The sequence below is a fragment of the candidate division WOR-3 bacterium genome, assembly GCA_026418155.1.
GTDB lineage: Bacteria > Hydrothermota > Tepidihabitantia > Tepidihabitantales > CAIPLT01 > JAOABV01.
Window position 1 is genome coordinate 1 of sequence record JAOABV010000042.1, and the last position, 13,668, is coordinate 13,668.

The window sequence follows — 13,668 nt, forward strand, 5'->3', positions numbered from 1 at the left end:
CAATTGATGGTCTTTTTTCAACCCATCTATTCTGCAGTTTTTCCGGCTCGACCCTATAATGAGATTGCTACTTTATTAGAAAACCGAGAGAATATTGAATTGCTCATCAAAGAGATTGAGCGTGTCGAAGCCGAGACTAAAATTATTATCCGCAAAGAAAAATCTCATCCGAAAGAAAATCCAATCACTGACTCAACCCATAGCGCGACGACCAAAAGATTATCAATATTTTCTCAAATTGGCCGATGGTTTAAAAGGTAATTAATATATGAATCAAATAACTAACTCAGTAAATATAGCGACTGCCCAATATTATCGATATTTTCTCAAATTGGCAAATGGTTTGAAAGGCAAGTTCTTAATAAATATATGAAGCAAATGTCTAACTCAGTTAATATCGTGACGACCTCAAATTATCAATGTTTTCGCAAATTGTCCGATGGTTTGAAAGGTAAGTTCTTAATACTTAATATATGAAGCAAATTTTTAAGATTTATTTATAGAAGGACTAAAAATGATACCTAAAGAAAATATTAAGCGCGTCTTAGCCACAGATTGTGGTAGCACCACAACCAAAGCAATTTTAATTGAAAAGACCGGCAGTGAATATCGGTTAAAAGTTCGGGGTGAAGCACCGACAACTGTCGAAGCACCTTTTGAAGATGTTACCCGCGGGGTCTTAAATTCAATTCGTGAGGTTGAAGAGTTGTCCAATAAAGTCATTTTAGATGGTGAAAAAATCATTAAACCATCTAAAAATGATAAAGAAGGTGTTGACATCTATATCTCCACTTCATCTGCGGGTGGTGGTCTACAAATGATGGTTGCGGGTGTGGTCTTAACTATGACTGCCGAAAGTGCCGCACGTGCGGCTTTAGGCGCTGGTGCTATTGTAATGGATGTCATTGCTTCTAATGATGGTCGCTTACCCCACGAAAAAATCGAAAGAATTAGAACTTTACGTCCAGATATGATTTTGCTTTCAGGCGGAGTTGACGGTGGCACGATTTCTCATGTTGTGGAGTTGGCTGAGTTGATTCGGGCTGCTGACCCCAGACCCAGATTTGGCACAGGTTATAGTCTGCCTGTTATCTATGCCGGTAATAAAGATGCCCGCGACTTAATTATAAAAACTCTACAAGATAAAAGTGCTTTAGTCATTGTGGAAAATCTCCGTCCTGTGCTGGAACGAGAAAATCTGATTCCTGCCCGTCATCGGATTCATGATTTATTTATGGAACATGTAATGGCACATGCTCCCGGTTATAAGAAATTAATGGAATGGACCGATGTGCCCATTATGCCAACACCAGGGGCTGTCGGTCTTTTAATTGAAAATATTGGCAAGACCGAACATATTGATGTTTTAGGCGTTGATATTGGCGGAGCAACAACCGATATCTTCTCAGTCTTTTCTGGAATCTTTAACCGAACTGTCAGCGCTAATTTAGGAATGTCTTATAGTATCTCTAATGTCTTGGCTGAAGCCGGTGAAGAAAATATTATGCGCTGGATACCATTTGAAATTCCAGTTGCCGATGTGCGCAATCGCATTCGTAATAAGATGATTCGACCAACAACCATTCCATCAACTTTAGAAGAATTAAAAATTGAACACGCCATTGCTCGTGAAGCCTTGCGCTTAGCCTTAGAACAACATAAGTCAATGGCCGTAGGACTCAAAGGAGTTCAACAGGAACGAACGATTTCTGATGCGTTTGCTCAGACGCTATCTGGTGAAACTTTAGTAAATATGATGAGTCTTAATCTGATTGTTGGCTCAGGTGGTATCTTATCCCATGCTCCCCGACGCGTCCAAGCCGCATTAATGATGATTGACGCCTTTTTACCCGAGGGCGTTACACGCTTAGCAGTTGATAGTATCTTTATGATGCCGCATTTAGGTGTCTTGTCCACTGTGCACCAAGAAGCCGCCAAAGAAGTCTTTGAAAAAGATTGCTTAGTAAAATTAGGAACTTGTATTGCACCAGTTGGTGAAGGCAAACCTAATGCAAAATGTGTTTCGGTAAAAGTAACGAAACCTAATGGTGAAGTGTTAGAGAAAACAGTTAATTATGGCGATATCTTTTTAATTCCTTTAGAAAATATTAAAACCCGGGCTCAGATTCGACCTGAAAAGAATTTTGATGTCGGTGCCGGTAAAGGAAAAGAACTTGACACTGAAATCGAAGGTGGTGTTGTTGGTGTGATTATCGACTGCCGCGGCCGTAGACCCTTTGTCATACCCCAAGAATCAAAACAAAGAATTGAGTTTCTCCAAAAGACCGCAACCGCACTCAATGCCTATCCTAAGTAAAATTAAAAATGAAAAAATGATAATCAAAGACTGCAACCGCACTCAACGCCTATCCCAAGTAGACTAAAAATGAAAAATAAGCAACTAAAAACCGAAAAACAATATATTCCCGAGCATATTCATTGGATATTTAATTTTTAGTTTTTTATTTCTATGGACCTAAAGTTTATTCGCAATAATCCCGAACAGGCAAAAAAGATTCTTGCACGTCGTGATGAACCGATATCAATTGATGAAATTTTACAATTAGATGAGAAGCGCCGAGATGTAATCAAAGTGCGCGACCAGATGCGAATGAATCACCGCCAACTCTCCGAACAAGTTGCTAAACTTAAAAAAGAGAAAAAAGAAGTCAGTAATCTGGTGAATGAATGTAAAGAACTGAGCGAAAAGATTAAAACCGTTGAACAAGAACTGAGCACAATTGAAAATGAATTAGAAAACAAACTCAAATTTCTGCCTAATATTATTCACGAATCAGTTCCGGATGAAGATAAAATTGTCGCTTCTTGGGGCAACAAACCAGAATTTACTTTTACGCCTTTAGCCCATTGGGATTTATGTGAAGCACTCCAAATCGTTGATTTTACTCGGGCATCTAAAATTTCTGGCTCACGATTTGTATTATTTAAGGGTTTAGGTGCACTCTTAGAACGGGCTCTGATTAATTTTTGTTTAGACATCCATACCAAAAATGGTTATCAGGAAATTAACCCGCCGGCATTAAATTTAGAAGAATGTTTTTATAATACGGGCGCTTTACCTAAATTAGCCGATGAAATGTATCGCTGTACTCAAGACCCGTTCTATTTAATTCCCACCGCGGAAGTGCCTTTAGTTAATTTACATAGTAATGAGTGCTTAAAAGAAGATGAACTGCCCAAATACTATACAGCTTATACACCTTGTTTTCGCCGTGAAGCCGGCTCTTATGGAAAAGATGTCAGAGGAATGATAAGAATCCATCAGTTTGATAAAGTCGAATTAGTCAAATTTACTAAACCCGAAGATTCTTTTGACGAGTTAGAAAAAATGCGAAAAGATGTCGAAGAACTTATGCAATTATTAGAAATTCCTTATCAGGTAAAGTTATTATCCGCCAAAGAGATGGCATTTCAGTCGGCTAAAACTTATGATATTGAAGCCTGGGCAGGCGGTGTTGGTGCCTGGTTAGAAGTTTCTTCTATATCTAATTGTGTTGATTTTCAAGCCCGACGCGGCAATATTCGCTTGCGTCGAAAATCAGGAGAACTGGAGTATGTCCACATCTTAAATGGCTCAGGCTTGGCATTTCCTCGAATTTTCATCGCCTTAATTGAAAACAACCAGCAAAAAGATGGAACTGTAATAATTCCCGAAGTGCTTAGACCCTATATGGGTGGGATAAGCAAAATCGGTTAGAAAATACCTTCTCTTAAAAGAAAATGGCATCAGCGAATACAAAAAAGAAAATTATTGCATTAGGCAAATTTCTCTTTGAGCATAAATACATTGTTGCCTCAGACGGTAATATTAGTGCCCGAGTTAATAATTGGGAAATGCTCATTACCCGAAGCGGAGTCTGTAAAGGAGAGTTGAGCACTAATGATATAGTTAAGCTGAACCTTAAAGATTGGAATCTGGAAGATAAAATTTACCCATTAAAACCATCTTCAGAATATCGCATGCATTCAGCAATTTATCTGCAAAGACCGGATGTCAATGCTGTTATTCATGCTCATCCAGCGCTTGCCACAACCTTTGCTGTTACCGGCAGAAAATTAAATGTGAACTTATTAACTGAAACCGCCCAAACCCTGGGGGTAATAAAATATCTTGGCTATTATCCGCCAGGAAGTGTTGAGTTAGCAAATGCCGTAAGAAAAGCCGTCATTAAGCATAATGTCATTATTTTAGGCAATCATGGCGTGGTTGTCTGTGGCCAAGATTTAACTGATGCCAGATTTCGGTTAGAGCGGTTAGAATTTTTAGCAAAAGTTACGCTGTTAGTTACCCTTATTCAATAACCACCGACTAAGAAATTAATTGGAGATTTTTCAACTCTTTGCAACTTCAGACAATCCTAATATTATATTCTGCTTTATCTTAAAATTACCTCTTGATTAGTTCTTTTTTATCTTATCTCGAAATTATATCTTATTTATCTCAAAATATCTCTTAATTAGTTCTATATCTTATCTCAAGATAACTGCTTTTTGAATCGAACTACCTTGAGGAGTCTTTAGTTCGCAGAAATAGATACCACTTAATAACTTTCTTGCGTTTTGGTCTGTGCCATCCCAACTAATATTAGAGCCATCAATTTTGAGTGTCTTTACTAATGCACCAGAGAGATTGTAAATGTTCAACTGGGCATTGCGGATATTAGGCAATGTCAAGTGAATTGTCGTTCTTTCCGAAAAAGGATTGGGGAATAAGGAAAAGGGGTTGTTGGGATTAATAGTAAAAATAAGCGTTGACGCTTCTGTTTCTTCAATACCGGGTAATCGTTCACCAAAAAATGTTAGGATTCGACGCATCACATCCCATTTTTGGATATATCTTAAGGCCGAGTGGTCGATTGCTTCAAAGGGCATTCCAAAATATACCAGTTTATAAGTTCCGCTATAATGAATTGCACCATAAACCGTAGTATCTGAATAACCGCGATACCAAAAGCATCCTTTAGCACCACTTAGCGGTTTAATGCCATCATTAGAACGAGAATTTGCAGCACCACCAGCACCACCTAAGACAATTGTATCACCATTAACACCACCAATTGGGTCATTGGGCACACCAACCGCAAAAATAATTCCGGTGCTGTTAGTGATATACGATGCGCGCAGATAGTTGCTATAAAAGGTCGTTGTACCGATGTGTTGGCCTAAGTTTTGTCCGCATATAAAGAGTTTGTTTCCAGAATTAAGATAACTCGTAAGATTAGTAATATCAGTCGTAGTTAAGGTATTCAAACTATCTAAACCAGTAAACCAAACTGTGACTGGATAATTAGAGAGAGTCTCTAAAGGTGGTGAGCCAGCAGAATTTACTGTCCACAGTCGATAAAAAGTTTTTAAGGAATCTATGGCTTCTTTATAATATATTTCATAATTAGCACCTTCGTCGTCGTCAACCAAAAGAATTCGGGGAAAACAGATATTAACATAAATTGTATCTAAAGTGCTTAAAGAAGGTGGATTAGCATTTTTCTGAACAATAAATTTAACCTGATGGGGCACAGCATTAGCATTAACTGAAAATACAAAGGAATCAGCCGAACAATTTTGTGATGCGCCAGCACTAATATTAGGAAAACTTGCCGTGTTCTTGATAATCGTAACATCCGGGTCATTAGTAGAAAGTATTGCAGTAACACTGGATGCATTTTGATAACCCCGTTCATTCGTCAAAGTTATAATTAAACTCACTGTCTCATTATTTTGGGGATAGTTATTATTACCATCATTTATCCGTAATGCTGATGTCTTGAGATTACATCGAATTGGTTGATAGATTGCTTTTGTCACATTGATGCGTCCATAGCCACAATTTCCTTGAGCGTATTGGGGGTCAGGCATTGGGTCACAAGATTGGAAGATTCTCAAAGTGCATTCGGCATTAGTCATTCTTGGATACATTGATTTTAAGAGCACGGCCAAGCCAGCGACACAAGGAGTGGACATTGATGTGCCATCCCAAGCACCGTAGCCATTATTAGGGTCAGTAGTTAAAACTGCTGTTCCTGGGGCACAAACATCAACAAACGGACCATAATTTGATTGACCCGGTCCTGGCCAATCAGAAAGATAATCATTTTGGTCAGTTGCCGCCACACAAATAACATTCTGATAGCAGGCAGGATAGCGTAAAACACCTGGTGGATGAGTTTCACAATTTCCGGCTGAAGCCATCAATACACAACCTCCTGCCCAGGCATAATTGATTGCATCCTGATATGCTTGTTGATAAGCAGAACCGCCAAACGACATACTTACTGCCCAAACTTGTCGGGTTACAGCATAATAAAGTGCCGGTAGATAATTGTAAATATAGCCACCATAGCCACAACGGGCATCAACATAACGACAACCCCAACTATAACTGGCAATGCCGAGATTATTATTAGTATGAGCAATCGGAATGCCAGCGCAGTTGGTTCCGTGGTCATCTCCGGCATTAGGATAAGGGTTTGGGTCGTTTCCAATCCAGTCCCAGCCAATGACATCATCCGTGTACAAGTTGCCATCTTGGTCAATACCATCAAAGTCACCGCCTTGAGATGCGGGATAAGGGTCAAAACGTCGATTACCATTAACATCTTCCGGCGTATTAATCGAATAGACATATTTCAAATCATCGTGATTATAATCAACACCACAATCAATAATCATTACAGTCACAGTAGAATCGCCTAAAATACCATCCCAAGCCAAAGCACATTGACACTTTATTAAGTGCCATTGTGAGTTATAATAAGGGTCATTAGGCACACGGTCAACTTGAAAAATATAATCAGGTTCAGCATATTGAATAACACCGGTCTTCTCATAGTCTTTTATGATCTGCCTTATATCTTTAGTTTCAGGAAAATTAAAGCGATAGAATAAGTCCATACCGTATTGTTTGGCAAGTTCACTGGGATTAGGGTCAGGAATAATTTTCTCTACTTTATTTACTTGCCATTTTTGGTTTAATCGGTCAATTTGAGGAATGTTAGTTTTCGCAATACCGTCAAAAACATCCGTGCCAATTTTATTCCGATATTCCGGTTTGAACTTTACAATCATCGTACCCAATAAATATTTGTTTCCATCTATCTCACCTATGCTGTGTGCTATGAGATTTTCCCTTTGATTAGCAAAAACCAGACTAATAATTGCTAAAAAGACAAAAATAATTTTATTTAACATTAAGTCCTCCAAAAATAAAATTAAATAACATCATAAAATGATACCATAAATTATAAATTGCAATAGATAATGTGTCAAGAAATCAGTTATGAGACTGCTGACTACATAAATTTTTGCCATAGAATGCTTCCACCTATGCAGGTTTCGATTAAACAGAAAGAAAAAATGGTATTGGCTGAAATCTCTTAACATTCTGAATTTTTTGCCAGTTCAGGTTCATTTTCCAATCATCGATTTGCATATTCTGAACACTGCCCCAAAGAAGCAAAATAAGAGTCCGATTTCAGTAATTGAGATTCAGAGAGTTTGGGGTATTCAATAGCAAATTGAATTTTTCGGGATTGTCAATTGTATTCTGGTTTTGACTATCACTATCGTCTGTATAGGGTTGACAAAATAGTTTTTACTTTTATACTTTGATTATGCCAATACCTAATAGCGAATCAGAGAGTGCAAAAGACTCAAAGCGAATGGAAGTGCCCAATGGTCTTTGGCTTCGATGTGAAGGGTGTAATGAGATTTTATACCGCAAGAGTTTAGAAAAAAACTATTATATCTGTTCCAAATGCGGTTTTCATTTTCGGATTAGTATCAAAAAATACATTGAGATTTTATTAGACCCAAATACTTTTGAAGAATTTGACGCCAATCTTTTACCTGAAGACCCATTAAAATTTCCCAAATATCCAGAAAAAGTAGCCGAAGCCCAGAAAAAAACCGGTTTTAATGAAGGGTTTGTTTATGGCCGAGGAAAGGTAAATAATATACCTTTAATTATAGGATTAATGGATTTTAATTTTATTGGTGGAAGTATGGGCTCGGTCGTTGGCGAAAAAGTTGCCCGAGCAATTAGAAAAGCACGCTCAGACCGAATCCCTTTGGTGATTATTGCAACTTCAGGCGGTGCCCGAATGCACGAAGGTATCTTCTCTTTAATGCAGATGGCAAAAACTGCTGCGGAATTAGCCCTTTTATCCGAGGCACACATCCCTTTTATTTCAATTGTTACCAATCCCACTATGGCTGGTGTGATGGCATCTTATGCCTCTTTGGGCGATATTATTATTGCTGAACCTAAAGCATTATTAGGATTTGCTGGCGCAAGAGTAATTGAAGGCACTATCGGTGAAAAATTACCCGAAGGATTCCAAACCGCGGAGTTTTTACTAAAACACGGATTTGTTGACATTGTCGTGAGCCGAAAAGACCTACGCGCAACCTTATCGAAAATCCTTGACATCCTATCCCCAAAGCAAGAAATGTCACAAAATGATTAGCATTCTTAAAGAGGGATTCTCGTGACACTAACAATTATTGTAGCAAGGAATGGCAGATGGCTTTGGAAAATTTGTTCTTTATTGTTTTTTGATTATCTCCATTATATCTATAATCAATACTCCAATCATTTTTGGAATTATTTCTAAATTGTTTTGATATTTATATAATATAAGACGATGAGCCGAATTTTCTTAGAAAACATCTCCAAAATATTTGATAATAAAATTATTGCGATAGACAATCTGTCCTTAGAAATCAAAGACGGAGAGTTCTTTGTCTTAGTTGGTCCTTCGGGCTGTGGCAAATCAACAGTTTTAAGAATCATTGCCGGTTTAGAAGAACCAACTCAAGGTAAGGTTTATATTGGCGATAGAGTTGTCAATGATATCGCACCTAAAGACCGCAATGTCGCTATGGTGTTCCAAAATTATGCGCTCTATCCGCATATGACTGCGTTTGACAATATGGCGTTCGGGTTAAAATTAAGGAAAACTCCGAAATCAGAAATTCACCGAAGAGTCACCGAAGCGGCTAAAATCTTAAATATTGAACATCTGCTTAATCGAAAACCTAAAGCCTTATCCGGGGGTGAACGGCAACGAGTTGCAGTAGGCCGAGCAATTGTTCGCAACCCTGCAGTATTCCTTTTTGATGAACCCCTCTCTAATATCGACGCCAAACTACGCGTTCAAATGCGGGCCGAATTATCCCAATTACACCAAAGATTAAAAACCACTACGCTCTATGTTACTCACGACCAAGTAGAAGCAATGACCTTAGGCCAACGCATCGGTGTAATGCGACAAGGTAAACTTCTCCAAGTAGACAAAGCAATCACTTTATACAATGAACCGGTTAATAAATTTGTTGCCGGCTTTATCGGCAGTCCGCCAATAAATTTCATCGACGGAATGATTAAAGCAAATCACGAAATTAAGTTTGAGAGTTCAGTCTTCAGCATTAATCTCCCGGAAAAATATCGTTCCCGGCTCCAACATCTCACTAATAATGAGGTCATTTTGGGCATACGACCAGAAGATATTTACTTTAAGAATCCGGAAGGCAGAAATCTGCCATCACTTATTGGTGAATTGCAAGTTATCGAGCCTATGGGAAGCGAAACGATTGTCTATTTCAAGATTAAACAACATCTAATTACGGCAAGATTCCATAGTCAATTCTGGGGTCAAATTGGAGAAATGATAACTTTCTATATTGATACCGATAAAATCCATCTTTTTGACAAGACTACGGAAATTAGAATATAAATAGCAACATTTTATTACAATGAGACATTACAAATACCTTACTAACAATTGTCTCAATATAATACTAAACCATTGGAAATTCTAAGAATATTACGATTAACCTTAGGAAGTAGGGGTTAAAATTAAATATTAAAATTAAAATGTATTTTGGTAGGGTTTGTTTAAATCTTTCGACCTTCTCTTCTTTGATGTTGCTTCATATTTGAAACTTTTGACTATGTTCAGAATAAGTTACAGGAAATGTTTTCTTGAGATTTTTAAATGTCTTCAATGTCATAAGAGAATATAAATTAAATTTTTGTTTAATTTACTATCTGTGATTTTACTATCGTTATCTTTTGCTTTTCAGTTAGTGCCTCTCGAGTTCTGTCTTTTTAATGCAGATTTATCTGTTTTTCTTTTAATCTGGACGATTCCGTTTTTCTTTTAAACAAGCCCTGTCTATTTTTATCTTTAATCTGGTCTTTTCCATTTTTCCGTATGTTTGGTTTTTCCAATAACAGAGGTGGTATTATAAAGAGATAGTGTATGAATTTTGTGTAAATTTAGACCTGATATGTTAAATATAAAGGTGTTTCCTCCTATGATAAATAACAATTATTTTAATAACAAGAAAAGGAGAACACACCTATAAAACAAATATATCTTACATCTCAGTAAGAAAGAATATAATAACCCTTGGCTAATAATCAAGGATTATTTACATGAAGACCACGAAGATTACAGCATTGACCTAATTTGTTTTTCATAGTAAAATTTTATTTTAGAAAGAAGGCGCTATGAAGAGAAGAAATATTGTAATTGTAAGTTTATTATCATTGATTCCGCGATATGCGCTACCAAAACTTAATATTGTAATCGTAAGTTTATTATCATTGATTCCGCGATATGCGCTACCAAAACTTAATATTGTAATTGTAAGTTTATTATTATTGATTCCGCGATATGCGCTACCAAAACTTAACCAACCCTATCCAGAATATCCGATTTTTGAGACCTATCTTGATAATGGACTGCGGGTCATTATTTATGTTGATAGTTCGACGCCGACAGTTTCAACTCAATTATGGTTTAATGTTGGTGCAATTTATGACCCACCATACAAATCCGGCGTTTCCCATCTATTAGAACATATGGATGGGACGAAAAACTATAAACCACGCGAAATCTCAGCAATTATTGACGCCTTAGGCGGTGAAGACAACGCATTTACTTCCAGCTTATATGTCTGTTATTGGGTAGATTTGGCAAAGGATTATTATGAAACCGCACTCAAATTGGGTGCCGAGCGGATGAAGAATTTAGTTATTTCTGAAAGTAAATTTCAATCGGAAAAAGCGGTTGTAATGGAAGAGAGACGCTTAGGCGAAAATGAACCCTATGATGTGCTCTGGGAAGAATTTGATGCACTTATCTATAAACTTCATCCTTACCGTAATCCGGTTATTGGCTGGATGGAAGACATTAAAAGAATTGAACTTCAGGACTTAATCCAGCATTACCGAACATATTATCAACCGTCTAATGCGGTTTGTGTTATCGCCGGCGCGGTCCAGCCCAACGAAGCCTTAAAAAAAGTCAATCGCTATTTCGGTAAAATTAAATCTAAGCCCGTAAAGCATCCGGTCTTTCACGAACCAGCACAACTTGGCGAAAAAAGAAAAGTTATCTATCGTAAAGTTTCGGTTCCAGCAATATTAATCGGTTTTCATACTTGCGATGTTTCTTCACCAGATTATTACGCCTTAGAAGTATTAGAAGGCTTATTATCGAGTGGCAAAAGTTCACGTTTATATAAAAAACTTGTCTACGAGAAACAGTATGCTTTAAGGGTTTTTGCCTGGAATGACCTTGAACGGGATGCTGGCACTTTTAACTTCTACGCAATGCCAATAAGCCCTATTTTAGTCGACTCCGTAGAAAATATAATCTATCAAGAATTAATGAAATTAAAATCAACCGATAAAGATTCCATTACCGATGAAGAGATGGCACGAGTAAAGAATAATGTGATTGCCAGCGAAGTTTATGCTAAAGACCGGAGCCGTGGAATGGGCATGCGTATTGGCCGTCAAGCAATAACCACCGGTAATTTAAGTGATATGATAGAATACCCAAAGCGCATTGAAGCAGTAACCAAAGACGATATCCGTCGCGTGATTGATAAATACTTCTTGTCTAAAAACCGAACTGTTGTAACCCTTTTGCCTGAGGAGTGATAAGATGAAAAACATAGAATTGAAAACTCGTTATCTAAAGGCATTAGGTTATGTTTATGACAAGATGAGAAGCACAAAATTTACAATTCTATTTACTGCCATTGTTTTTAGTCTCTTGGTATTTTACGCAAACGCTTTACCAATTTCTCGAGATTCACTCGATTGTGGTTTAGTGGTTTTAACTTATTCCACTAACCGATTGCCGTTGATTGAGATACGATGGGTAAATAAGTCTGGCAGTGCTTATGACCCCTTAGGCAAAGAAGGTTTAGCGAATTTAACTAATAAGATGCTAACCCGGGGAACAAAAAGACGTTCCGCATTAAAATTGAATGCCGAAGTAGAGTTTATCGGTGCGGTATTGTCTGATTGGACATCCTATGATTATAGTGCCTTACAACTCAGATGTTTGAAAAAAGACTTTGATTTAGTTTTGGATATTCTGGCAGATATGTTAATCAATCCTGAGTTCTCGGAAAAAGAACTTGCGCGCATTAAGCAACAAGTGATTGGCGATATTAAACAGAGCGACGATTATCCTTATAATCAAGGCTGGAAAAAATTCTCAGAACTGATATTCCAAAACCATCCGTACCGTCATCCGATAACAGGTGATACACAAAGCGTGGCAAAATTAACGATTAAAGATGTCGCCGATTTTTATAACCAGTTCTACACAATCGATAACGGGTTTTTAGTTGTGGTCGGTGATTTTGATAAAAACGAACTCTTACAAAAAATTGAAAATAAATTTGTCAATATGCGAAAAGGGAGACCCAACATTCAAATCCCCAATTTTGTATCAGGTCCATATTGTGAGCGACCCAAAGGTTATCTTATCCATCAACCTAATCTTAATCAATCTTATATCTTTCTAGGCTTTCCGGGAATTAGCGAAATTACGCAGGATGAAAATTATTCTCCCCTTTCCTTACGGATAAGAGTAATGAATTTTATCTTAGGCGGTTCACCGTTAACTTCTCGATTAGGACGGGCAATAAGAGAAGACGAAGGCTTAGCATATGATATTCGTTCGTTTTTTGACCGCAGGCTCTTTGGCGGACTATTTGCCATTACTACCCAAACCTCTGACCCGAATAAAGCAATCAACATTATCCTTCGCGAACTTAAGAAGATGCATCACGAGGGTGCAAAGCCAAAAGAATTGAAGGACGCTAAAACTTTCTACATTGGTAATTTTCCGTTTAATTTTGACGCCACCAGTGAAAAAATTGACCTGTTAATGAATTTAGAATTATATCATAAAGGCCTTGACTATCTGGATAAGTTTAATAGTTATATTCAAAAGATTACGCTTAACGATATTAACAATTTAGCCCAAAAATATTTATATCCCAATAATTATTTATTAGTAATTGTTACTAATGTTACGAAAGACTCTCTACAAGTTCCAGAACTTGAATGGCTGGAATAAAGTAGACAAGTTTAATAATAGTTAGAGAGTTCGGAAAAAGTCAGGTTTTACGATTAATATATTAGATTTACTGAACTTTGCTCTTGTTTTGCTGTATTTTCTCCGAGCCGACTGATTGCCGCAAGCGAGTTCCATGGCACTTTTTACCAACATTCTATATTCAAAAGATTATGCTTAATGACATTAACAAGTTAACCAAAACATTTATAACCTGATATGCAAAAGATTATGCTCAACGATATTAACAAGTTAACCAAAA

The 13,668-nt window shown here is 37.3% G+C and carries 9 protein-coding genes; 8 read left to right on the forward strand and 1 reads right to left on the reverse strand.

All coding sequences use genetic code 11. The features are described from left to right. The 4 genes from N2201_05565 to N2201_05580 form a co-directional block, all read left to right on the forward strand. On the forward strand, positions 1–261 hold a 261-nt coding region (locus N2201_05565), incomplete at its 5' end, for a hypothetical protein (GenBank protein MCX7785677.1). A gap of 253 nt (positions 262–514) precedes the next feature. Beyond that, entirely contained in the window at positions 515–2,317 is a 1,803-nt protein-coding gene (locus N2201_05570; GenBank protein ID MCX7785678.1) for a glutamate mutase L, read from the forward strand. Between the two features lie 153 nt (positions 2,318–2,470). Further along, complete coding sequence (gene serS / locus N2201_05575; GenBank protein ID MCX7785679.1) at positions 2,471–3,718, forward strand: serine--tRNA ligase; 1,248 nt, start codon at positions 2,471–2,473, stop codon at positions 3,716–3,718. Between the two features lie 23 nt (positions 3,719–3,741). Continuing rightward, positions 3,742–4,323, forward strand: a complete 582-nt coding sequence (locus N2201_05580; protein ID MCX7785680.1) for a class II aldolase/adducin family protein — start codon at positions 3,742–3,744, stop codon at positions 4,321–4,323. Positions 4,324–4,491: 168 nt separating this feature from the next. Here N2201_05580 and N2201_05585 read toward each other — a convergent pair whose 3' ends face one another. Then, complete coding sequence (locus tag N2201_05585; GenBank protein MCX7785681.1) at positions 4,492–7,209, reverse strand: S8 family serine peptidase; 2,718 nt, start codon at positions 7,207–7,209, stop codon at positions 4,492–4,494. Positions 7,210–7,631: 422 nt separating this feature from the next. Here N2201_05585 and accD point away from each other — a divergent pair, with 422 nt between their 5' ends. From accD to N2201_05605, 4 genes are all read left to right on the forward strand, one after another. Further along, entirely contained in the window at positions 7,632–8,486 is an 855-nt protein-coding gene (accD, locus tag N2201_05590; protein MCX7785682.1) for an acetyl-CoA carboxylase, carboxyltransferase subunit beta, read from the forward strand. 177 nt (positions 8,487–8,663) lie between these two features. After that, entirely contained in the window at positions 8,664–9,755 is a 1,092-nt protein-coding gene (ugpC, locus tag N2201_05595; GenBank protein MCX7785683.1) for a sn-glycerol-3-phosphate ABC transporter ATP-binding protein UgpC, read from the forward strand. Positions 9,756–10,534: 779 nt separating this feature from the next. Continuing rightward, a complete protein-coding gene (locus N2201_05600; protein ID MCX7785684.1) occupies positions 10,535–11,974 on the forward strand; it encodes an insulinase family protein in 1,440 nt (479 codons plus the stop codon). 4 nt (positions 11,975–11,978) lie between these two features. Further along, complete coding sequence (locus N2201_05605) at positions 11,979–13,409, forward strand: insulinase family protein (GenBank protein MCX7785685.1); 1,431 nt, start codon at positions 11,979–11,981, stop codon at positions 13,407–13,409. Positions 13,410–13,668: the final 259 nt, after the last annotated feature.